This window comes from Rhodococcus sp. 114MFTsu3.1 (assembly GCF_000383555.1).
Classification (GTDB): domain Bacteria; phylum Actinomycetota; class Actinomycetes; order Mycobacteriales; family Mycobacteriaceae; genus Rhodococcoides; species Rhodococcoides fascians_E.
In genome coordinates, this window is sequence record NZ_KB911556.1 from 25511 (window position 1) to 47543 (window position 22033).

Annotated in this window: 23 protein-coding genes; 11 read left to right on the forward strand and 12 right to left on the reverse strand. The window is 65.2% G+C overall.

Annotation, left to right across the window (positions count from 1 at the left end; translation table 11 throughout):
- Positions 1-2580, reverse strand: coding sequence for a bifunctional FO biosynthesis protein CofGH (locus H292_RS0120745; RefSeq protein ID WP_051104911.1), 2580 nt, complete (start codon positions 2578-2580; stop codon positions 1-3).
- A gap of 236 nt (positions 2581-2816) precedes the next feature.
- Here H292_RS0120745 and H292_RS0120750 point away from each other — a divergent pair, with 236 nt between their 5' ends.
- Genes H292_RS0120750 through H292_RS0120760 form a run of 3 tightly spaced genes read left to right on the forward strand, consistent with a single transcriptional unit; the run spans position 2817 to position 5481 of the window.
- Positions 2817-3305, forward strand: coding sequence for a PH domain-containing protein (locus tag H292_RS0120750; RefSeq protein ID WP_019665418.1), 489 nt, complete (start codon positions 2817-2819; stop codon positions 3303-3305).
- Positions 3302-4792: a PH domain-containing protein gene (locus H292_RS0120755; RefSeq protein ID WP_020112611.1), complete on the forward strand. Its 1491-nt coding sequence runs from the start codon at positions 3302-3304 to the stop codon at positions 4790-4792. The genes H292_RS0120750 and H292_RS0120755 overlap by 4 nt, the downstream gene beginning before the upstream one ends.
- Complete coding sequence (locus H292_RS0120760; RefSeq protein WP_170947449.1) at positions 4789-5481, forward strand: uracil-DNA glycosylase; 693 nt, start codon at positions 4789-4791, stop codon at positions 5479-5481. The genes H292_RS0120755 and H292_RS0120760 overlap by 4 nt, the downstream gene beginning before the upstream one ends.
- Here H292_RS0120760 and H292_RS0120765 read toward each other — a convergent pair.
- From H292_RS0120765 to typA, 5 genes are all read right to left on the reverse strand, one after another.
- The gene (locus H292_RS0120765) at positions 5408-5860 is read right to left on the reverse strand and encodes a hypothetical protein (protein WP_019665421.1); all 453 of its coding nucleotides are present in this window, start codon (positions 5858-5860) and stop codon (positions 5408-5410) included. The two genes, H292_RS0120760 and H292_RS0120765, sit on opposite strands and share 74 nt — an antisense overlap.
- Positions 5861-5888: 28 nt before the next feature.
- The gene (locus H292_RS28470; RefSeq protein WP_019665422.1) at positions 5889-6047 is read right to left on the reverse strand and encodes a hypothetical protein; all 159 of its coding nucleotides are present in this window, start codon (positions 6045-6047) and stop codon (positions 5889-5891) included.
- 27 nt (positions 6048-6074) lie between these two features.
- Positions 6075-6980, reverse strand: coding sequence for an N-acetyl-1-D-myo-inositol-2-amino-2-deoxy-alpha-D-glucopyranoside deacetylase (mshB, locus tag H292_RS0120775; protein WP_020112612.1), 906 nt, complete (start codon positions 6978-6980; stop codon positions 6075-6077).
- The gene (locus H292_RS0120780) at positions 6956-8683 is read right to left on the reverse strand and encodes an ABC transporter family substrate-binding protein (protein WP_019665424.1); all 1728 of its coding nucleotides are present in this window, start codon (positions 8681-8683) and stop codon (positions 6956-6958) included. The genes mshB and H292_RS0120780 overlap by 25 nt, the downstream gene beginning before the upstream one ends.
- A 134-nt stretch (positions 8684-8817) precedes the next feature.
- Positions 8818-10755: a translational GTPase TypA gene (gene typA, locus H292_RS0120790; RefSeq protein WP_020112613.1), complete on the reverse strand. Its 1938-nt coding sequence runs from the start codon at positions 10753-10755 to the stop codon at positions 8818-8820.
- A 187-nt stretch (positions 10756-10942) separates the two neighbouring features.
- Here typA and H292_RS28475 point away from each other — a divergent pair, with 187 nt between their 5' ends.
- A complete protein-coding gene (locus H292_RS28475) occupies positions 10943-11119 on the forward strand; it encodes a hypothetical protein (RefSeq protein WP_019665427.1) in 177 nt (58 codons plus the stop codon).
- Here H292_RS28475 and H292_RS0120800 read toward each other — a convergent pair.
- Positions 11097-11516 (reverse strand): (deoxy)nucleoside triphosphate pyrophosphohydrolase, encoded by a 420-nt coding sequence (locus H292_RS0120800; RefSeq protein WP_020112614.1) that lies wholly within the window; start codon positions 11514-11516, stop codon positions 11097-11099. The two genes, H292_RS28475 and H292_RS0120800, sit on opposite strands and share 23 nt — an antisense overlap.
- On the opposite strand from H292_RS0120800, the gene H292_RS0120805 reads away from it, so the two are divergent.
- Positions 11515-11805: a 4a-hydroxytetrahydrobiopterin dehydratase gene (locus H292_RS0120805; RefSeq protein ID WP_019665429.1), complete on the forward strand. Its 291-nt coding sequence runs from the start codon at positions 11515-11517 to the stop codon at positions 11803-11805. The genes H292_RS0120800 and H292_RS0120805 overlap by 2 nt on opposite strands.
- On the opposite strand, the gene H292_RS0120810 is transcribed toward H292_RS0120805, so the two are convergent.
- A complete protein-coding gene (locus tag H292_RS0120810) occupies positions 11747-12991 on the reverse strand; it encodes a mannosyltransferase (RefSeq protein ID WP_020112615.1) in 1245 nt (414 codons plus the stop codon). The two genes, H292_RS0120805 and H292_RS0120810, sit on opposite strands and share 59 nt — an antisense overlap.
- 285 nt (positions 12992-13276) lie before the next feature.
- On the opposite strand from H292_RS0120810, the gene H292_RS0120815 reads away from it, so the two are divergent.
- Positions 13277-14119 carry an Rv1157c family protein gene (locus tag H292_RS0120815; protein WP_027498957.1) on the forward strand — a complete coding sequence of 281 codons (843 nt, stop codon included), beginning with the start codon at positions 13277-13279 and terminating at the stop codon, positions 14117-14119.
- Between the two features lie 51 nt (positions 14120-14170).
- Positions 14171-15400, forward strand: a complete 1230-nt coding sequence (locus H292_RS0120820; protein ID WP_020112617.1) for an MFS transporter — start codon at positions 14171-14173, stop codon at positions 15398-15400.
- Positions 15401-15462: 62 nt separating this feature from the next.
- Here H292_RS0120820 and H292_RS0120825 read toward each other — a convergent pair whose 3' ends face one another.
- Positions 15463-16230 carry a DUF1906 domain-containing protein gene (locus H292_RS0120825; protein ID WP_019665433.1) on the reverse strand — a complete coding sequence of 256 codons (768 nt, stop codon included), beginning with the start codon at positions 16228-16230 and terminating at the stop codon, positions 15463-15465.
- 135 nt (positions 16231-16365) lie between these two features.
- On the opposite strand from H292_RS0120825, the gene H292_RS0120830 reads away from it, so the two are divergent.
- From H292_RS0120830 to H292_RS0120845, 4 genes are all read left to right on the forward strand, one after another.
- Positions 16366-16944 (forward strand): TerD family protein, encoded by a 579-nt coding sequence (locus H292_RS0120830; RefSeq protein ID WP_019665434.1) that lies wholly within the window; start codon positions 16366-16368, stop codon positions 16942-16944.
- Positions 16945-17074: 130 nt separating this feature from the next.
- The gene (locus H292_RS0120835; RefSeq protein ID WP_019665435.1) at positions 17075-17854 is read left to right on the forward strand and encodes a hypothetical protein; all 780 of its coding nucleotides are present in this window, start codon (positions 17075-17077) and stop codon (positions 17852-17854) included.
- A 52-nt stretch (positions 17855-17906) separates the two neighbouring features.
- A complete protein-coding gene (locus H292_RS0120840; RefSeq protein ID WP_020112618.1) occupies positions 17907-19214 on the forward strand; it encodes a wax ester/triacylglycerol synthase domain-containing protein in 1308 nt (435 codons plus the stop codon).
- A 49-nt stretch (positions 19215-19263) separates the two neighbouring features.
- Positions 19264-20142 carry a PE-PPE domain-containing protein gene (locus H292_RS0120845; RefSeq protein WP_020112619.1) on the forward strand — a complete coding sequence of 293 codons (879 nt, stop codon included), beginning with the start codon at positions 19264-19266 and terminating at the stop codon, positions 20140-20142.
- On the opposite strand, the gene H292_RS0120850 is transcribed toward H292_RS0120845, so the two are convergent.
- Genes H292_RS0120850 through H292_RS0120860 form a run of 3 tightly spaced genes read right to left on the reverse strand, consistent with a single transcriptional unit; the run spans position 20124 to position 21989 of the window.
- The gene (locus H292_RS0120850; RefSeq protein WP_027498958.1) at positions 20124-20597 is read right to left on the reverse strand and encodes an SRPBCC family protein; all 474 of its coding nucleotides are present in this window, start codon (positions 20595-20597) and stop codon (positions 20124-20126) included. The genes H292_RS0120845 and H292_RS0120850 overlap by 19 nt on opposite strands.
- Before the next feature lie 13 nt (positions 20598-20610).
- Entirely contained in the window at positions 20611-20976 is a 366-nt protein-coding gene (locus H292_RS0120855) for a VOC family protein (RefSeq protein ID WP_020112621.1), read from the reverse strand.
- A 26-nt stretch (positions 20977-21002) separates the two neighbouring features.
- On the reverse strand, positions 21003-21989 hold the full coding sequence (locus H292_RS0120860; RefSeq protein WP_019665440.1) for an alpha/beta hydrolase: 987 nt from the start codon (positions 21987-21989) through the stop codon (positions 21003-21005).
- Positions 21990-22033 lie beyond the last annotated feature (44 nt).

The following is a 22033-nucleotide window of genomic DNA, read 5'->3' on the forward strand; positions in this document are numbered from 1 at the left end:
TCAGACCAGCTCCACGGCAGGGACACGGTCGACGAGTTCGTAGGTCGTCGTGCGCTCGCGTGCCTGGCGCCCGATGCCGTTAGCGATCTCGTGCAACTCGGCGACGGTCTTCTCCGACCCGTTCTGGCTGCCCGCCATCCGCGAGATGGTCTCCTCCATCAGCGTTCCGCCGAGGTCGTTCGCTCCGCCGTTCAGCATCACCTGAGTTCCCGTGATACCGAGCTTGACCCAGGACGTCTGGATGGAGTCGATCCGTCCGTGCAGCATGATGCGCGCCAACGCATGAACAGCGCGGTTGTCCCGATTTGTCGGGCCGGGACGCGACGCACCCGCCAAGTACAACGGCGAGGACTGGTGCACGAACGGCAGCGGCACGAATTCCGTGAATCCCCCGGTCTTGTCTTGAATCTTCTTGAGCACGTTCATGTGTCCGACCCAGTGCGACGGGTTGTCCACGTGCCCGTACATCATCGTCGAGCTCGAGCGCAGTCCCACTTCGTGGGCGGTGGTGACGACCTCGATCCACTCGGCTGCAGGCAACTTGCCCTTGGTCAACACCCAGCGGACCTCGTCGTCGAGAATCTCGGCGGCGGTGCCGGGGATGGTGTCCAGGCCTGCCGCCCGGAGTTCCGTCAGCCACTCACGGATCGATTGACCGCCGCGCGAGGCCCCGTTGACGATTTCCATCGGAGAGAACGCGTGCACATGCATCGACGGCACCCGCTCCTTCACCGCACGCACCAGATCCGCGTAGCCGGTGACCGGCAACTCCGGATCGATGCCGCCCTGCATGCACACCTCGCTCGCCCCCGCGACGTGCGCCTCCCATGCACGATCGGCGACTTCGGACGTCGACAGCGTGAAGGCGTCGGCGTCGCCCTTACGTTGCGCGAACGCGCAGAATCGGCAACCGGTGTAGCAGATGTTGGTGAAGTTGATGTTCCGGTTGACGACGTAGGTGACGGTGTCTCCGTTGACCTGCTTGCGCAGATCGTCGGCCAACGCCGCAACGGCATCCATGCCAGGGCCCTCGGCCGTCGCCAACGCGAGATACTGCTCGTCCGACAGCCCTGCCGGGTCTTTCTCCGCCGCATTCAACGCCGACACCAGGTCTCGGTCGACCCGCTCGAGGCCCGCCAGGTCACGAACCTGCTCACGGATCGACTCCCAGTCACCGAACGCGTTCGCGAGATCGCTTCGAGTGTCGGTGTTTCGGCCTTCGGTGTCGATCTCGGTGTTCAGGTCGACACGTCCCGACGATTCCCACTCCTCGTCCGGCTCCTGCCACGGCTGCCCTTCCGGGATGACGCCTTCGCGCGCCATCCCGGTCTCGGGGTCGGCCAGCGCCTTGACGTGCGCGGAGATCCTCGGATCGATCCAGGGCGCGCCGGCGAGGATGTACTGCGGCTGCGCCGCGGTCCGCTCGACGAGGGTGTATCCCGCGGCCTGGCTCAGCTCGGCGAGGGTGTCCAGATTCGGCCACGGCCGCTCGGGATTGACGTGGTCCGGCGTCAACGGTGACACACCGCCCCAGTCGTCGACGCCCGCGCCCAGCAACGCAGCCGTCTCCGCTGCCTCGACGAGGTTGGGCGGAGCCTGAATTCGCATGGCCGGCCCCAGCAGGATCCGGGTCACCGCGATGGTCGCGAGGAACTCTTCCATGCCGGCATTCGGCGCCTGGCGCATCGCGGTGTCCGGCTTGGCGAGGAAGTTCTGCACGATGATTTCCTGCACATGCCCGAACGCCTTGTGCACCTTACGGATTGCCATGATCGACTCCGCGCGGTCACGGATGGTCTCGCCGATACCCACGAGGATTCCCGTGGTGAACGGAATGTTCAACCGGCCCGCGTCGGTCAGCGTGCGCAAGCGCACCTCGGGATCCTTGTCAGGGCTGCCGTAATGCGCCTGCCCCTTCTCCTCGAACAACCGACGGGACGTGGTCTCGAGCATCATGCCCATCGACGGCGCGACAGGCTTGAGACGCGAGAGTTCCTGCCACGACATCACACCCGGATTCAGGTGCGGCAGAAGACCGGTCTCCTCGAGCACCTTGATCGCCATGGCACGCACGTAATCCAACGTCGAGTCGTAGCCACGCGAATCGAGCCATTCCTTCGCCTCCGGCCACCGCTCCTCGGGACGATCACCGAGCGTGAACAACGCCTCCTTGCAGCCCAATGCCGCACCCTGCCGAGCGACCTCGACGATCTCGTCGGGATCCATGAACAGCCCGTGGCCTTCTGCCTTCAGCTTTCCCGGGACCGTCACGAACGTGCAGTAATGGCACTTGTCCCGGCACAACCGCGTGATCGGCACGAACACCTTGCGCGAATAACTGACGGTGGCTTCCCGCCCGGCCGCAAGAAGACCGGCGTCGCGAACCCGAGACGCCGACGCCATCAGGTCCACCAAGTCGTCACCGCGAGCATGCAGCAGCACAGTGGCTTCGTCGACGTTCAGGCTGACACCGTCACGCGCGCGCCGGAGCACCCGACGCATAGCGGACGGTGCAGGAGCTTTCTCGGCTGCGGAAGCTTTCTCTGTTGCGGACGGCACGGAAACGGGATCGGGCAACATGGTCACCAGTCGATCATGCTCCTCCGACACACGGACGTGCCACCGGGACCGCTTCGCGGGTGAATCGTCACGACAACGACCGGATCACCCTGCAGGGGTTTCCCGCTGCAAACGTGCTCGGCGCAACATCCCTCGTCACCGCACTCCCCGCGCACGTTCCGTTCCACCGCGCAGGTTGCAACCCGCGCTCCCGCTACAACCCGCGCGGCCAGGGTGTGCGGATAGGGTCTGTAGGCATGATCACGATGACCGACCCGGCGTGGCGTCCGAGTCCCCGTGCCAAGCAGTTGTGGGCGATCAATGCGACGTTGATCTGGATTCCGGTGTTCGTCGCACAGGTCGTGTGGGCGGTGGTCGTTGATACGTGGACGACGTGGCCGCACGTCACGGTGTTCGGGGTGTCGGTTGTGCTCGCGGTACTGGACATCGTGGTGACGCCGATCTGGCGGTATCGAGTGCACCGCTGGGAGATCAGCGACACCGCGGTCTACACCCGCACGGGGTGGTTCAACCAGGAGCGACGTGTCGCCCCGATCAGCCGGGTGCAGACAGTGGACACCGAGCGTGGTCCGATCGATCGCCTGCTCGGGTTGTCCACGGTGACGGTGACGACGGCGTCCTCCGCGGGTGCTGTCAAGATCACGGCCCTCGACAAGGAGGTTGCAGACAAGACCGTCGCACAGCTGACCGACATCGCGGGACGGACGTTGGGCGACGCCACATGAGCAACGAACTTCTCGCCGAGGAAGAGCAGCAACCGTGGTTGCGGCTCGACAAGCGGATGCTGCTGGTGCATCCGGTCAACGAGGCAGTGAAGGTTCTGCCGGTCCTGCTGGTGTCGTTCATCGTCGGTAGTCAGAGCGGCAATCATCTGTGGGGCTTGATCATCGTCGCGGTGGTCGTCGTGTTCGCGATTCTGCGCTGGTTCACCACGAGTTACCGAATCGGCCCGGTGCACGTGCAGCTGCGTACCGGCGTTTTTCAGAAGAAGCTCCTGTCGGTGCCGCGCAGCCGCATTCGGTCCGTGGACATCGAGGCCGGTGTGCTCCACCGCGTGCTCGGTCTGTCGATCCTGCGCATCGGCACGGGTCAGCAGGCGGGCAAGGGTGAGAAGTTCGAGCTGAACGCACTCGACTCGAAGGTCGTACCTGCCCTGCGCGAAGAGCTGCTCGAGCGAGTCACGAGACGACCGGACTCTCCGAACGAAGCGCCACCGGCAGAGAACGAGATCGCGCACTGGCGGACGTCGTGGGTGCGCTATGCACCGTTCTCGTTCACCGGCGTCGTCACCATCGCCGCAGCGATCGGTGTCCTGTTCCAGTACGGATTCGCGGAAACGATCACCGAGTCCTCGGTCGTCACCGACAGCATCGACTCCGCCGAGCGATTCGGGATCGCAGTGGTGATCGTGGTCGGACTCCTCGTCCTGCTGGCGATAGCGAGCGTGTTCGCCTGCGTCCGCTACCTGATCGCGTACGGCAACCTGACGGTCACCGACGACGGCACTCGACTGCACGTCGCACACGGACTGCTGAGGACCCGGTCGACGACACTGGACCGTAAACGTCTGCGCGGGACGTCACTGTCCGAGCCGCTGCTGCTGCGGGTCGCGAAAGGCGCGAAGCTCGACGCCATCATGACCGGTGTCAGTGCGGAGAAGAAGGAGTCGTCACTGCTGCTCCCCCAGGCTCCCGCTGTCGAAGCCAGACGAATGATGACCGTCGTCCTCGGTGACGCGGGACTTCACGGGGACGCCAGAAAACCTTTGGTGGTGCACGGCCCGGCTGCACAGCGTCGGCGTTACACACGGGCGGTGCTACCTGTCGCCGTCGTCGCAGCAGGCGTCGGCGTCGCGGAGTACGCAGGTGCACCGATCCCCATCCTCGTCTGGGCCGCACTGGCCGTTCTGTTCGTCGGCGCACTCCTGGTTGCCTGGGACCGCTGTCGGGGTCTCGGCCACGCCGTTCTACCGGGTTGGCTGATCACGCAGCACGGTTCGCTGGATCGCAAGCGCCACAGCCTCGAGGCTGCAGGAATCATCGGGTGGACCGTGCGCCAGAGCTTCTTCCAGCGCCGCGCCGGGGTCGCGACCATCGTCGCCGCGACTCCCGCAGGTGTCGGGCACTACGAAATCCTCGACGTACCCGTCGACCAGGCGTGGTCACTCGTCGAGGCGGTGACTCCGGGAGCCGGTGACAAGTGGGCTCGATGACCCCACGAGACATTCCTCAGCTCGACGCGGCGGTATCGCAGTGCAGGGCCTGCCGACGCCTGGTGAACTGGCGTGAAAAGGTGGCCGTCGAGAAGCGGGCGGCGTTCCGCGACGAAACCTACTGGGGCAGAGCGGTCCCTGGATTCGGGCCGGCGGATGCACGCGTTCTGATAGTCGGGCTCGCGCCCGCAGCTCACGGAGCCAATCGCACCGGGCGCATGTTCACCGGCGACCGAAGCGGAGATTTTCTCTATGCGGCGCTGCACGCCGTCGGGCTGGCCAACCAGCCCACGTCGACCCATATCGGTGACGGCCTCGAGCTACGAGGTGTACGGATCACGGCTCCCGTGCACTGTGCTCCCCCGGACAACAAGCCGACGGTCACCGAGCGTGACCGGTGCCAGAAGTGGCTCGATATCGAACTGCGCCTGCTGAAGCCGACACTGCGATCGATCGTCGTCCTCGGCGGCTTCGGCTGGCAATCACTGTTGCCGATGCTCGAACGAAACGGGTGGGAAGTCCCGCGACCGCGGCCGAAGTTCGGGCACGGCGTGCACGTCCAACTCGACGGCGTCCGCTTGTTCGGCAGCTACCACGTCAGCCAGCAGAACACGTTCACCGGGAGGCTGACCCCGACGATGATCGAGAATGTGCTCCGGGATGCGGGTGAGCATGCGGGGCTGCTGTGAGGCGTTGCAGCCTCCAGCTGAACAGCAGGACACCCGGTGGAACGAGTCCGCCGAGAAGCAGTACCGCCGTGCGCCAGTCCGCCAGGAGCAGGACGTCTCCGCCGGGGCCACCGAACATGCACAGCAGGACGGCCACGAACCACGCGATCAGCGGCGACGCGACGGCAACCGGTTCCTCGGCGACCTTGCGGGCCGCGAACAGCAACGCAACGTTCGCAGCCCCGGCAAGGAGCGCACTCACCGGGAACGGCACCGAGCCGAGGTAGGTGGGAAGAAACAGGATCGACAGAACGCCGCACAGAAAACCGTCGAAGATCAGTACTGCGAGAGTTGCCCTCGACACGAGGACGACAGCATTGGATGCGGCCTTCGAGATCATGCGTCCAATACTGACGTATCGAGATCGATCAGGAGACCGGCGGGTATCCCAACGAGGTCAGTAGGTTGCTCAGCGCCGACGCGATATCGGTCAGTCCCTGCTGGTAGAGCATTTCCTGCCGCGGAAAGTCCGGCATGAGCGAGTTGACGAACGCGACTATGGCGTCCTGCACGATCCAGTTGTACATGTGTGACCCACCCCAGATGCAATCAAATTAGTGATTCACGCCATATCCTAGTACGCCGGCGAACAGATCCGTTTCCCTACCCGACGAATCGAGGTCCGCCGGCTCGCCGCGGACCAGCACGTACTGCTCGTCGGCGAGGATGGGTTGCACGATGTTGTTGGACAGCGCGTACTCGACACCCGACGGCGCCACGGTCACCTGAGTGGCGTGGGCACGCAGGGCATCACGCTTGAGGTCGAAGACCTCACGCACATCGATCGACGTCGTCACGACACTCTCCGGAACCGAGGGGAGTTCACCGTCCTCCGGCATCCTCCAACCGTCGGGCACCTCGCCGATCGCGTCGATACCGTCGTGCAGCTGCTTCTCGCCGGTGACGGTCCAGTAGAACTTCCTCGGCGTGCAGGGCGCACCCGCGTCCGGATAGTGGTCCGTTCCCGCCAGGTCGAACGCTTCCGTCACCAGAGAATGCACCTGCTGGTGATCCGGGTGACCGTAGCCGCCCTCCGGGTCGTAGCCGACGATCACGTCCGGCTGCACACTGCGTACCACCGACAGCATCGCTTCGAGCGCCTCGTCTCGATTCGCGTTGACGAACGCCCGCGGATTGGCCGCCGCCGCCGTTCCGGCCATTCCCGAGTCGCGGTACTTCCCTGCTCCACCGAGGAATCTCGGAGGCTGTGCACCGAGAACTGCCAGCGCCCTGTCCAATTCGAGGATGCGGTATCCACCGAGCTGGTTCGCTTCGTCGACCACGAGGTGTGCCCACGTGTCTCCGATGACCTCGCCCTCCTCGCCGAGCGAGCACGTCAGGACCGTCACTTCCACGCCTGCTCGCGCGTAACGCGCGATGGTGCCTCCGGTGGTGATGGTCTCGTCGTCCGGATGTGCGTGAACGAGTAGCAGTTTCACTTGGTCGGTGTCCTCACCCATTTCGATGCGTCGCCGAAGATCCCCGTTTCGATGGGACCGGTCAACGACGCACCTTCCACGCCGGTGCCCGCTGCGACGACGGAAGAATCCTGCATGATCGGGAGCACCGCGGCCAACTCCCAGAGCTTCGGCTCGGCTTCGGCGACGAGGCGGTCGACCGGTAGTTCCCCTCGAAGCGCGCGGTCCACCGAGCCTTCGAGCTCCGGCACACACAGCCCGGACAGATTGCTCGGTGACGGCAGAGGCGCGTCGTCGCCCTCGGTCTCCACTTGCGCGGGCGCGTCGGTCTGCGTTGCCGGGCAACCGAATCGAGACGCCATGACGGTTGCCGGATCCACTCCGGCCGCGGACCACCCGACGATCGCGTCGACCTCGCTGTCGGTCAGAGCGGTGCTGTACAACTCCTCCGCGGGCAGCGCAGTGACCGTTGCCTTGATTCCTGCGCCGGACAGCTGGTCCGCCGCGGTGTTCGCGACGGCGATCGACACCGTGTCGTTCTCCACGGCACCGATCACGAAATCGAGAGGCACACCGGCTTTTCCGAGAGACCCGTCGGCCAAGGGAACGTACCCGGCCTGTTCCAGCAGCGTCACCGCGGCCTCGCGAGAGATCGGAGCCGGCGCGGTGGCGTCGTAGCGCGTGTCCGACGGAGAGGTCAGATGCGCACGGGCAGGATGATCGGCAGATCCGGATCCTGCTGCGACGGTGGACAACAGCGAGGAGTCGAGCAGACCCAGCATCCCTCGCCGCACGACCGGGTCGGCCAGCACGGGCGTGCGCCCGTTCAGCGTCAGATCCAGAACGCGGGGTTGGAACCGAATGCCGGTGCGAATACCGGGGATTGCCGACAGTTGCGCTTCCGTAGCCGTTCCTGCTCGGACCTGCGCAGCCTGTGCGTCGCCCGAACGCAGCGAATCCGCGAGCTGAGCTGGAGTTCCGCCCCGGCGAAGCAGAATCTGGAACGGCAGGGCGGGCTCACCCCAATAGCGGTCGTTGCGCTCGAGCAGGATTTCGTCGCGCCCACGGTCGATGGACTTGATGTTGAACTGACTGCCGGAGACGGGAACGTTGTCGCTGAGGCCGGTCTCGAAGCCGCCGGGCGAGTCCTTGAGCAGATGACTCGGCAGCAGGTCGGTGAACAGTCGCTGCCAGTTCGGGTACGGCTGAGACAGGGTGACGTCGACGGTCTTGCCTCCACCGGACGAGGCGACGTCCTCGATCAGCGCGTATCCAGCGGGATCGACGACGCCTGGCTGCGAGATCATCTGCTGCCACAGGTATCTGAAGTCCTCGGCGGCGATCGGCGCACTGTCGGACCACTGTGCGTCGTTGCGCAGCTGGTATCTGACCGTGAACGGGTTCTGCGACGTCACCTCGGCCGACACGAGGACAGTCGAATCCAGAGCCCAGACGGTGCTCGCCGGATCGTTCGGATCGGCGATCGGACGAAAGGGGCTCGGTAGGACGAGGGAACTGACAGCAGAATTGGCCGGCGACTGATCCGAGAGCAGGTGGGGATTGAAACCGATCCCCACGTCGTCGATGGCCACGACCACCCGATCGCCGGTTTCGGTCGGCGCCGGAGTGGTCGTCGTGGTCTCGGGAGTGGGTTCGCTCTCGACGGGAGGCGGCGGATTGGCCGTGCAGGCTGCCAACGCCAGTGCAATGGCTGCGACTGCAATGCCACTCTTCGTCCGCCGCACTATGGCCGCTCCTTCGTCGTCACAGCACCTGTCCACTCCTCGAGCTCCACTCCTGTCACGAGCGTGGTGGCCCTCTGCAGGGTCACCACGCTCGAACCTGAGACATCAGCCCAGAATTTACCGAAACAGGCTGATTACAGAGCAGCCTTGTCGCGGGACTTGCTACGCGAACGCTCGCGAGCGCGCTCGTTGGAGTCGAGGTGCACCTTGCGGACGCGAACGACCTCGGGGGTCACCTCGACGCACTCGTCGCCTGCACAGAACTCCATGGCCATTTCCAGGTCCAGCTTCTTCGGCTTGGCCAGGGTCTCCATGACGTCGGCGGAGGACTGACGCATGTTGGTCAGCTTCTTCTCGCGGGTCACGTTGATGTCGAGGTCTTCCTGACGCGGGTTGATACCCACGACCATGCCCTCGTAGGTGTCCGCGCCGGGCTCGACGAAGAACGTTCCGCGGTCGGCCAGCTGAATCATGGCGAACGGGGTGACGCTTCCGCTGCGGTCCGAGACGAGCGAGCCGGTGTGGCGTGCACGGATCTCGCCTGCCCACGGTGCGTAGCCGTGGAAGACGGCGTTGGCGATACCGGTGCCGCGGGTGTCGGTGAGGAAGTCGGTGCGGAAACCGATCAGGCCTCGCGACGGGACGATGAACTCCATCCGAACCCAGCCTGCGCCGTGGTTCGTCATCTGCACCATCTTGCCCTTGCGTGCCGCGAGGAGCTGGGTGACGCTGCCGAGGAATTCCTCGGGGGTGTCGATGGTGAGCTCCTCGAAGGGCTCGTGGATCTTGCCGTCGACCTGGCGGGTGACCACCTGGGGCTTGCCGACGGTCAGTTCGAAGCCTTCGCGGCGCATCTGCTCGACGAGGATGGCGAGGGCGAGCTCACCACGACCCTGCACCTCCCAGGCGTCGGGACGACCGATGTCGAGGACCTTGAGCGAGACGTTGCCGACGAGCTCGGAATCCAGACGGCTCTTGACCATGCGAGCGGTGAGCTTGTGGCCGCTGACGCGTCCCACGAGCGGGCTCGTGTTGGTGCCGATGGTGACCGAGATGGCCGGCTGGTCGACAGTGATGCGGGGCAGGGCGACCGGGTTTTCCAGGTCGGCCAGGGTGTCACCGATCATGATGTCCGGGAAACCGGCCACAGCGACGATGTCGCCCGCGACACCCTTCTCGCCGGGGACGCGCTCGACACCGATGGTGTTGAGCAGCTCGGTGACCTTGGTCTTCTGGACGACGGGCTCGCCGTCGACTTCACGCATCCAGCTGACGGTCTGGCCCTTGCTGAGCGTGCCGTTGTGGATACGGACGAGCGCGAGGCGGCCGAGGAAGGCCGACGCGTCGAGGTTGGTGACGTGCGCCTGGAGCGGCGCGTCGACGTTGCCCTTGGGCGCGGGAACGTAGTTGAGGAGGACGTCGAACAGTTCGTCGAGGTTCTCGGCGTCCGGTGCGCTGCCGTTCTCGGGCTGCACCTTCGATGCCTTGCCCTCACGGCCGGAGGCGTACAGAACGGGAAGGTCGAGGGCGAGCTCGGCTGCCTCGGACGCTTCGTCGTCGAGGTCCGACGCCAGATCCAGCAGCAGGTCGTGGCTCTCGGAGACGACCTCTTCGATGCGCGCGTCGGGACGGTCGGTCTTGTTCACGACCAGGATGACGGGCAGCGACGCGGCGAGCGCCTTGCGGAGCACGAAGCGCGTCTGCGGCAATGGGCCTTCGGACGCGTCGACGAGCAGGACGACGCCGTCGACCATCGAGAGGCCGCGTTCGACCTCTCCACCGAAGTCGGCGTGGCCGGGGGTGTCGATGACGTTGATGACGGTGATGGTGCCGTCCGGGTTGTGGCGGTGAACGGCGGTGTTCTTCGCCAGGATGGTGATGCCTTTTTCCTTCTCGAGGTCACCGGAGTCCATGACTCGGTCCACGAGTTCGGCGCGTTCCTCGAACGCTCCCGACTGCCGCAGCATGGCGTCGACCAGCGTGGTCTTGCCGTGGTCGACGTGTGCAACGATGGCTACGTTGCGGAAGGTTGTGGTGCTGTCGATGTTGTCTGCACTGCTTGGGGCGCTCACGCGAAAAATTCTCCTGGGTCGAATGCGGGCTCTTGTTCGCTAGCGGGCTTATGTCGCTAGAGAAGCGCGCTGCACCGCGAGGTTCTCGCGACCGATCGAGTTTACCCGCTCGCACAGGGTGACCTGCACCACGCAGTACTGTTGGGTAGGAATTCACCTTCGAGTCGAGCAAAGCGGAGCCACCAAAATGGGCAAGGTCAAGGCCAAGGACATCTCGGGTCTGAAGCCCAAGAAGAAGTGTTGCCGCAAGAAAACACGGTGCTTGAAGTGCCCCGTCGTCATCATGCGTATGAAGAAACTCGAAGATGCTGGCGCCACCGGCAAGGACTTGAAGAAGGGCCTCAAGAAGGCCCGGGCTGCCTGAGAAAGGCACTCAATTCGGGGACCCAGGCGCGATCGGCGTCGACGAGGTCCATTGTGGACAGCGCCGACGCATCCACCCAGCGAAGCGCGGAGTGATCGAGCGGTACCGGGTTACCGGAGATCAACTCGACGCGGTAGGCGCGGAGCACACGGCCTTCGGCCAGACCGACATCACCGGTCAACGCATCGCCTACGGCGGTCTCGACGCCCAGTTCCTCACGCAGCTCGCGCGCCAACGCCGCCTCGGGGGTTTCGCCCGGCTCCACTTTCCCGCCGGGAAGCTCCCACAGGCCGGCGAGTTCGGCGGGCCGCGAGCGCTGCGCGAGCAGCAACAATCCGTCGGAGACGATCGCTCCTGCCACCACGAGACGCTTCTTCGTGCCACCATCGTCAGTCATGGACGACCTACTCTCCGATTCCGATGTCGACGACGCCCTTCGCGCCCTCCCCCAGTGGCGACGGGTGGACTCGTCGATCGTCCGCACCGTCGAACTTCCGACCTTCCCGTCCGCGATCGAGTTCGTCTCCAGTGTGGCGGCTGCCGCGGAGGCCGCCGACCATCACCCGGACATCGACATTCGATGGCGCAAGCTGACGTTCGCTCTGTCGACGCATTCGGCGGGCGGGCTCACGCAGAAGGATGTGGATCTGGCGCATCGGATCGACGCCTTGCTGCCCGAAGACTGAGCAACTGCTCGCGCAGGCGATCTCGACCGAGGTAGACGACCCAGCCGTAGACAAGCACGATTCCGACGATGTCGACGGCACCGAACCAGGCGAGCACTCCGGGCCGGGAGACCAGCCAGATCGATTCCTGAAAGAAGCTGAGTATCCACGGCACTCCGACGAGCGTCGTGAGCAGCCAGTATCCGGCGACGATGCGGGTTCCGATTCGTCGGCGGTCGGGGCCGTGCAGCAACCACACGAGCATCGGCATGACCCAGACCCAGTGATGGGACCAGGAGATGGGCGAGACGGCGAGCCCGAGCAGTTGGACGATGATCAGCGTGCCGAGGAGGTCACCGGGGGGCAGCGCCCGCCACGCAGCGACCGCGAGGGCAGCGATCACCAGTACGCCGGCGATCCAGGCGACGGACGATTCGACGTCGTATCCCGCGATGCGGCTCATCGCCCCTCGGAGCGACTGGTTCCACACCGATCCGACGGGACCGATGCGGTCGGCGTCGCCCAGCAGAGTCGTGAAGTACGTGCCCGCCTGGTGTCCGAGGACCGCGTAACTGACGGCGACAGTCGCCCCGAACGCGACGGCCGAGAATGCAGCGGCCTTCCATCGTCGGGTTGCGAGGAAGAACAGTCCGGTGATCGCGGGCGTCAGCTTGATGCCGGCGACGAAACCGACGATGCCGCCTGCGACCCACCATCTGGAGCTGCGTACCGCGAGCACGGCCCCCAGGGCGAGGAAGACGTTGACCTGCCCGTAGTCGAGCGTGGTGCGTACCGGTTCGGTCCACAGAGCCAGCGCGGTCCACGCCATGGCGGGTCGCACGGTTGCCGCGTCGTCGCCGAGGATCATCTCGAGTGCGAGCTTGATCAGCAGGCACAGTGCGGCCATCGTCGCGAGCTGCCAGCACACGCCGACGAACGTGAAGGGCAGGTAGTGCAGCGGGAAGAACACGAGTGCCGCGAACGGCGGATACGTGAACGGAAGCGGAAAGTCCGGAGTCTCTTCGGAATACGTGAAGTCGTAGAGGTCGTCCCGCAGCAGCGCCGCGGATCCGTCGACGTAGACGTGCAGGTCGACGAGGTTCATGCCGTTCTCGGTTGCGAACGCCCAGACGAGACGCGCGATCACCGACACAGCCAGCAGGAGAGGTGCGAGCCGGAGGAGCGACAGACGGGGCGGGGGGTTCACTGAAGTAACTGCTCCCGTTCGATTCGACCGCGATTGACGCCTGAGCCTATAGGCCGCCGGATCCGGTTCCGAAACAGCCGTTCACAACAATTCCGCGGCCTCGTGTTGGGTTGTCACAAATAACAGTTTCATCACCAGTAACACTATTCACTTCTGTAACAGGCTAATCTACGGTGGCAGTCTGGCATCGGCATCGGCTGTACAACGATGGGCCGTATACATAGAGTGACCCCTCGAGCCAGCAACAGTTCCACGGCCCGCTTTCGATGAGGATGGGGAAATCAAGTGCTTCGTAACGGGGTAACGCGCAGGACCGTCACCGCAGTGGCTGTGACAATCGCTGCCGCGCTGGCAGTGCCGGCCACCGCATCGGCCGAACCTGCACTGCAGGCCCCCACCGCTCCCGAGTCCCCGACTCCCGGGACGCAGGTACCTCCCTTCTTCCTCCCTACTCCGGATCAGCCGCTTCCCGATTACGCACAGATCGAAGCTCTCGCCTCGTTCGCGCCGGCCATTCTCGGCGCTGCAGCCGGTCCGACGGATGTCGCCGCCGCACCTCAGGCGGATCTTCTCGCCCAGGCGCGCGCGCTCCTCGAGAACTCGGCTCTGCCGGATCAGGTCAAGTCCACCCTCGAGCGGGTCATCACGTTCCTCGACGGTTCCGGCGGCGGTGGCCCGGAGCTTCCTCCCGCGGACGGTCCGGTCATCGCGCAGTTCCTGTACCCCACCATCGGTAAGGGATGCATCTCCGACAGCGCGGACTCGGTCGGCACAGCACTCGCAGTACCCGGCCCGGCAACGCTGCCCCCTCCCGGTCCGCCCGCCGGCCAGGCAGGTTTCGTCTTCACCGCGCTCGGCACCGCGCCCATCGCGCAGGTCCAGGAAGCTCCGCTGACGGTCACGTGGCTCAACCTCGACAACCGTCGAACAGGCACCACGGAACTCACCGGGGCATCGAACATCAACCCGGACGGACCGGCCACCGTCTCGGCTATCGCCGACACCGGCCCCGGCCGCGTGCTCGCCGTCGTCTCGGGTTCCATCACGACGCAGTCCAAGGAAGATCCGGCCGCTCCGGCACGCACGTGCGGATTCCTGCCGACCATCGGGACCGTGTTCGTTCCCTGATCGACCGAGCCTGGTCGTTCCCTGGCCGGCATTGCCCACTAAGGTTTGCTGGTGAGCAAACCTGTTGCATTCGTAGCGATCACCTACGCGTTCACGATCGCGATGATGGGCACGACGATGCCCACCCCGGTGTACTCGCTGTACCAGGCCGAGTTCGGGTTCTCGGTGTTCGTCGTGACCGTGATCTTCGCGGCGTACGCGCTCGGCGTCCTCGCCGCCCTCCTGGCGTTCGGACGTTGGTCCGATTCGCTGGGTAGGCGCCCGCTCCTGCTTGCAGGCATTGCGCTCGGCATCGCCAGCGCACTGGTGTTCGTCTTCGCCGGGTCCCTCGCTGCCCTTCTCGTCGGACGTGTCCTGTCCGGCCTGTCCGCGGGCATCTTCGTCGGCACGGCCACGGTCACCCTGGTGGAACTGGCTCCCGATCCACGTCCGAGGCCTGCAGGTTCGAGCGCCTCGACGTGGAAGTCCCGGGCTCCCGCGATAGCCACGGCAGCGAACATCGGCGGACTCGGGCTCGGACCGCTCGTGGCGGGACTGCTGGTCGAGTACCTCCCCGAGCCGACGCAGCTGACGTTCGTCGTGAACCTCGTCCTGCTGGCGGTCGCAGGCGTCGCCGTGTTCCTGACTCCGGAGCCGGTGACCGTGCTGCCCGGAGCGCGTCCGCACATGCAGAGGTTGTCCGTGCCCGGCCCGGTCCGGGCCACGTTCGTCCGGGCATCGATCGGTGGGTTCGCCGGCTTCGCCGTTCTCGGGCTGTTCACGGGCGTCTCCCCCGGCTTCGTCACGCAGATTCTGGGAGTGCAGAACCACGCCGTCGTCGGCGCCGTCGTCTTCGTGACGTTCGCGTCCTCGGCGGCCGCGCAGATCGCCCTGCGCGGTCTCGACACCACCGTCGCACTACGCGGTGGGTGCGTCACGCTGATCGTCGGCGTCGGCGCTCTGTGCCTGGCTCTGGCCACCGCATCCCTGCCCGTACTGTTGGTCGCCGCGGTGGTGTGCGGCATCGGTCAGGGCATCACGTTCAGCAAGGGATTGGCGTCGGTGACCGAGGAACTACCCCCGGACCGCCGCGCCGAGGTGACGTCGACGCTGTTCGTCGTCCTCTACATCGCCATTTCTGTCCCCGTCATCGGCGCAGGTGCTGCAGCGACGGCGTGGGGTCTGGTCACCGCAGGTGTCGTGTTCTCTGCGGCGGTCGCAGCATTGGCCGTCGTGTCGTTGATTCTGCTGTTCGGAAGAACGACAGCGAATCAGGAGCCGAGCGAATCCGAGAGTAGCTGATAAAAATACGCCGCGATCGAATAAATGACATCGATGAGATTCATTGCGGAATTCTTTCCGGTTCAGGCCAACGACCACTGGCCGTAATCGGGCTTCAGAATTACATTCAGGTCGATGCCGATTCCGTCGATTTTCGCTTTGTCGATCTGAACCTGATGCAAATGCGCAGCCGGGTGGCGGAATCCTTTCGGAGTGCCCCAGTTGTGCTGCCAGTACCACTGACCGAGCCCGGCGATGGACGCCAGTTCGATCGTGGGCGAATTGGCGTAGATGCCGGTGTTCTCCGGGCCGACGATCGATTCCCAGCCCAGGATGTACGGCGCGATCAGGGTCGCGAACTGCACCGCGGTGGGGTTGTCGTCGATGGAGACGTAGATCGGGCGATTCTCCGGTCCCCCTGCTGCTCGGTGCAGTTCGAGGCCGCGCTTCGCATGCTTGACGCCGGCCGCGAATCCGCCCTTCCAGTCCGAGGTTTCGCCCTTGCCGAACTGGTAGTTGGACACCACTTCGAGGCCTGCCTCGGTGAGGGCGTCCGCCTCGTCACGCTTCATGGGCTTGCCGAGCATCCATTCGGCTCCCGGCCTACGGTCCGACACGTATCTGATCGCGCCCAGGTGCCCGGCAGCGCGGATGGACTCCGGCGACGGAACCCCGCCCGAGTAATCGATCAACGTCCCCAGCCCGTCGGCGCGTGCCGCCTGGGTGGACACTGCGGCCAGACCGACGGCGGCCGCCGATCCCACAGCGGCGTACTTGAACAAGTCTCGACGCGATACGTGCACGTAAGTCCCCAGATCGATAGTTTCGCTCGGCGTGTCGCCGACGCGCACGCCGGCCGCCCTGATAACTTTTTCGGTTTCGGTATTTCACCACAATCACTCCAGCATCGCTAGTCACACCCTCCCCTCTCTTCACCACCTACTGTGGAGAGCAGGCAATTCATCTACGAATGAAGGAGTAAGTGAATGGGCGTCACCCTGGCCAAGGGCGGAAACGTATCGCTGTCGAAGGAAGCCCCGAACCTGACTGCCGTGACCATCGGATTGGGCTGGGATGTGCGCAGCACGACGGGCGGGGATTTCGACCTCGACGCCAGCGCCATCGGACTCGGCGCGGACAAGAAGTCCGCGGGCGATCAGTTCTTCGTCTTCTACAACAATCTCCGTTCCCCCGACGGCGCCATCGAGCACACCGGCGACAACCGCACCGGTGAAGGTGAGGGCGACGACGAGTCGATCGACATCGACCTCGTCGCACTGTCCCCGCAGATCGATTCCATCGTCTTTCCGGTATCCATCCACGACGCCGACGCGTTGGGGCAGAGTTTCGGCCAGGTCATCAATGCATTCATTCGTGTCGTGGACCGGGCCGACGGTCGTGAACTCGCGCGATTCGACCTGACCGAAGACGCCTCCACCGAGACCGCGATGGTGTTCGGCGAGCTCTACCGCCGCGGCCAGGAATGGAAGTTCCGAGCTATCGGCCAGGGTTATGCCTCCGGCCTCGCCGGCATTGTGCGTGACTACGGAATCAACGCAAGCTGACGCACCGAACTCCGCGTAGGCGGACGTTGCAATTGCATAACCGTGAACTCCTGGGCTTGAGAACTTCGTAAGAATTGTGGTCCTATCACCCCATTCGTAACTTTGACCTCATGAGTCCCAGGAGTCACATATGTCTCGTCGCCTCAGCCGTTTAGCGGGAACCGTCGCATTGTCGTGCGCGGCTCTACTCGCGGTTCCCGCGACCGCGGCGGCCGATCCCGGCCCCGCGTCGCCTGCACCCGCAGCTCTCGATGCCGTGTCCCAGGCTGCTGCCGACGCCATCGCGGCGACTCGCACGGAGGTCGCCGAACCGACCGGCGCCAATCCGCTCGCTGCACTCGACACGGTGAACGGCATTCTGACTGAAGTCGGCATCACGCCGTTCTTCTACCCGACGGCTGCAATCAACTGCGCCGCCGCGCCCGGCGCACCGCTCGGCATCGTGCCCGGTGTGGCAGGCGGGGCCGCAGGCCCGTGGCCCAACCTGACCATCCCCTCGCCCGTCCCGCTGCCGGCACTCAATGCGGCCGAGGCCGGAGAGACACTGTTCGCATTCGTTCCGGCAGGCATCGTCGACGATTCCGGCGACAAGAGCGGCATGCAGGTGGCGTGGTTCAACGTCAACACCCTGAAGGGCGGCTTCGCGGACTTCGGCGGCGCGACATCGACTCTGGTGCAGTCGATTCTGGACAACCTCGACGTCAACCCGGCCGTCAAGGAATTGGTTCGCGGACCACTGACCGACGCACTCGCCGTGCTGCCCGCTGCAGGCGCGCGGGCCGTCCCGGTCGAGACCGGCGCCGGCACCGTACTCGCCGCGGTCTTCGGCACCGTGAACCACAAGGCAGTCGACGGTAGCGACAAGAGCTGCTTCTTCTTCCCGACGGTCGGGCTGGTGAACGTAGCCTGACGTCTCTCACGTCGTCCACGCACCGGTCACCTGCCGCAGCTGGTCTCGGCAGGTGACCGTTCGTCTGCATCCCACCGATGCCCAGACGTACTGGATGTCCGCGAAGATTCCCAACGATCAATTTCTGTTGTACTGCTTCGACACCGACTCGCCTGCGGAGTCCGTCCGCGAAGAACTGCTGCGCCGCGCGGAACAGATCAGCGACCTCGGTATGCGGATCGTCGATTTCCCACTCTCGCTTCGCTATCCGAGTCTTCTTCGGGCACCCGACACAACGGACCTCGTACACATCCGGGAGACGGGCCGCACGTGGAGGGACTGCCTCGACACCGTTGCCGAGGCATTCACCGATCAGCTCGACCCCCACCGATCCGTCTGGCGTCTGCACCTTGTCGGTGGCGTCACCGGCGCTCCGCGGTGCGACGGCCCGGCACTCGTTGCGATACTGCAGATCTCACATGCGCTCGGCGACGGCCGTGTCGCGTCGAGCCTGGCCCGAAGACTCTTCGGAGACGACCGGTCCGCGCCGGCCCCCATCGCCGACCGGACCCGAATCGGCCCGCGCGAATTCTTCCGAAGAGCTACTCGCGCATACGATCTCGAACGACAACTGGCAGCCGACACCGCCGCGGGAACCGTCCCCGCTTCTGCGCCGGGTAGGCCCAGGATCCGAGTCAACGTCGCACCGGCGGGCCGCACGTCCGTGCGATGCCTCGTTCGTGATCGCAGCGACTTCACCGCCCCGGGCATCAGCGTCACGGTCGGTGCCGCAACCGCGATATCACTCGCCCTGGAACGCTACCTCGCACACCACGGAGACCCGGTACCTCCCGAGCTCGGTGCCGAGGCGACACTAGGCAAGCACGGTGAACGCCGGGCGCGCAACCACTTCGGCAATGCCGGAGTGGACCTACGCCCCGACATCACCGATCTCGCCGCCCGAGCGCACGCCATCTCCGAGTCACTGCAGGCTCGTCGTCGCCGCGCAGCCCATCCCGCAGCCGAGGCTCAGTCGCTCGCATCCGAAGCCGTTCCAGCTGTACTGCTGCACTGGGGTGTCCGCCAGTTCGACGCCACCGCCGTTCCGGACACGGTCACCGGAAACACGGTCCTGTCGAGCGTCGCGCGTGGTGCCGCGGACCTCGAGGTCGGTGGCGGACCGGTTCGTTTCACCGCCGGCTTCCCCGCGCTGTCTCCGATCATGGGCCTCACGCACGGAGTCCACGGCATCGGCGACGCCGTGACCGTCAGCGTGACATCGGCGGCGTCGGCGATGCCGGATCCCGACGTCTACTGCTCGTTCCTGGACCGCGCGATCGACGAGGTCTCGACCGCGCTTCGCCGGAGCTGCGCCCGGTAGCGGTCGTCTTCCCAGAGATTTCACAGAATGCCGCGTCATAGTCGAGGACATGACCCAGCTGACCGTTCTCGCCGTAGGTGGAACCGGAGAGTCCCGACCGGACGACCACCGTACTTTCGTCACGGGACTGCTCGGCCACGTCACCGGCGCGCTGGACGATCGGTTCGCCTGCCGATGGGTGGGATACCCGGCGTCGTACGGTCCCGTCGCGGTCGGTGGGCTGAGCTATCGGCACAGCACCGCACTGGGAGTCCGCCGACTCATCGCTGCCGTCGAAGCGACCCCAGGCCCGGTCGCACTGATCGGCTACTCGCAGGGCTGCTCGGTCATCCGCGAAGTTCTGGGACAGATGGCTTCCGGGGCGATCCACCTGCCCACGGTGACGGCAGCGGGGCTGATCTCCGATCCTCAGCAACCCGCGGGTGCCGTCGACGGTTGTACCGGTCGCGGAGTCGCGGGCGTCGGCCCGAACGTACCGGCCGAGGTCGAGACGATGTGGATCGGGCACCCACACGACATGATCTGCAACGCCAGCGAGGACAGCTACATCCGCGACATCGCCGATCTCACGAGGTGGATGTCGTTCCGCACGACCCGGTTGTGGCTTCGACAGGTGTGGCATCTCATCCGCACCAACGGTTTTCAGAACGCGTCGAAGACCAGCTTCTCGCCGCGGCAATGGAGAAAGGATGCCCGACGCGTACGCGTCGCCCTGCGGGAACTTTCGGGGTACCTTCCGAAGACCCTGGCGTGGCGTCGTTGGTCGGTGGCCAATCCGTCGGGCGACCGCCACATCGCGTACGCGACCGAACCGCTCGACGCCGCAGATGTCGACGGAAGCGGCCTCACCGGCTGCCAGCTACTCGCGCAGTGGCTGCAGGTGCACGCCGATCATCGGTCACCCCGCAGTCACGAACTGGTCGCCTGACCTTCCGCCCGTGCTTTGAGCTGAGCCAGACCCTTGTCGAAGTCCTTCCCCACGACCTTGTCCATCGGGAAGATCTTCCCGAGAAGAGTGAAGAAGAGGTTGTTCTCGCCGGTCATGGACCAGGTGATCTCGGATCCGTTCGCGCCCGGGTCGATGGTGAACGTGGTGACGTTCTTCGCCTTGAAGGGTTTGGTGAACACCAGGTCGAGGACGACGATCTGCCCCGGCTTCGAATCCGTGATCGTCATCGATCCCGCTCCTGCCTTGCGGTTGCCGGACCAGGCGTAGGAGGCGCCGACGCCACTGCTCGGACCCGTGTAGGTCCGTGACAGATCAGGATCGGCGCCTTCCCACGGTGACCAGGTACGCCACTCACGGAAGTCGTTGATCAACGGGTGGATCTTGTCCGGCGACGCGTTGACCACCGTAGTGCGTTGTACCAGGAAGGAACTCATGCGCGAATAGTAGTCACCCTCTGCGGCACAGGCAGAACAGATGGCCGACAGGATCCCGGAACACGGCGAAGCCGGGGTGGTTCTCGTTGCCCTCGACCTTCGTCGCGCCGATTTCGAGAACGTAGTCCTCGGCTTCCTTCATGTCGTCGACGACGAAATCCAGGTGGATCTTGATGCCGTCGGACGGCCAGTCGATCGGTGTGAACTCGGGGGCTCGTTGGAACGCGAGGCGAAGTTCCCCCGGTCCCTGAATCACGACCCAGTCGCCGTCGTCACTCGTGGGCTTCCATCCGAGAACCTTCGCGTAGAACCCGGCGAGTGCAGCCGGGTCCGGGCAGTCCAGAACGGTGTAGTCGACCTCGATCTTGGGTGCAGTCATGCGTGCACGCTAATACGAGGGAATGCCTACTGTCCCAGGGACGGTGCGAAGGTGGTGAACCACGCGTCCTTCAGGTGCTCTTCCCAGAAGTTCCACCAGTGCGTTCCGACTCCGGTGATGCGCACCTCCGGGTTGTTGCCGGTTGCGCGGAGAGCTCCGACGTAGGCGCGACTGGACAGACCCGACGCAGTCTCGAGTGGAACCATCTGTGCGAACTTGACCGGGTCGAAGCTGGCGCTGACCGGGTTGACGGTCGGGTCGGTCAACGGCGAACCGGTACCGGCCGAGACGAACACCTTGGTGTTGCGGAGCTTGCCGACGTTGAGCAGCGGATCATTGGCGAGCCACGACGCCGACGGCCATGCGCCCCACATGTTGCGCGCGTTGCCGCCCATCTCGCCGACCGACACCTGGATGCCCTGCGCGTAGCCGGGGCTGCTGGCCGTCGGGTAGCCGCTGAACGATGCAACGGCCTTGTAGAAGTCGGGGTGGTTCGCGGCCAGGTTCAGCGCGGAGGTGCCGCTCATGGACAGACCGGCGACTGCATTGTTGACGCCGTCACTGCCGAACTGCGCGGACATGACCGGCGGCAGCTCCTGCGTCAGGAAGGTCTCCCATTTCACGACGCCCAGCTTGGGGTCGGGGCGCTCCCAGTCGGTGTAGAACGTTCCGCCGCCACCGAACGGGATGACCACGTTGACGTGCTTGTCGGCGAAGAACTGCTCCACGTCGGTCTCGATGAGCCAGCCGTTGTTGTCGTCCGGCGCGCGCAGGCCGTCGAGCAGGTAGATCGTCGGAGCAGGACCCTCACCTGCAGCCTTCAGGACCTTGACGGGGATGTCCTTGTTCATTGCATCCGAGTGGACGTAGACCAGAGCGGAATCGGCCTGCGCAACACCCGTCCCCACGAAGGTGGCGCCGAATGCAGCGACCAGCACGGTGACGAGACCCAACAGCAGGCGGGAGCGCAGCCCCCGGAGCACGCCGACCGAGCTACGAGCACGAGAAAACATCAACGAGTCCCTAACGTCCGAATCCGACGACCTTCGGGAGGCAG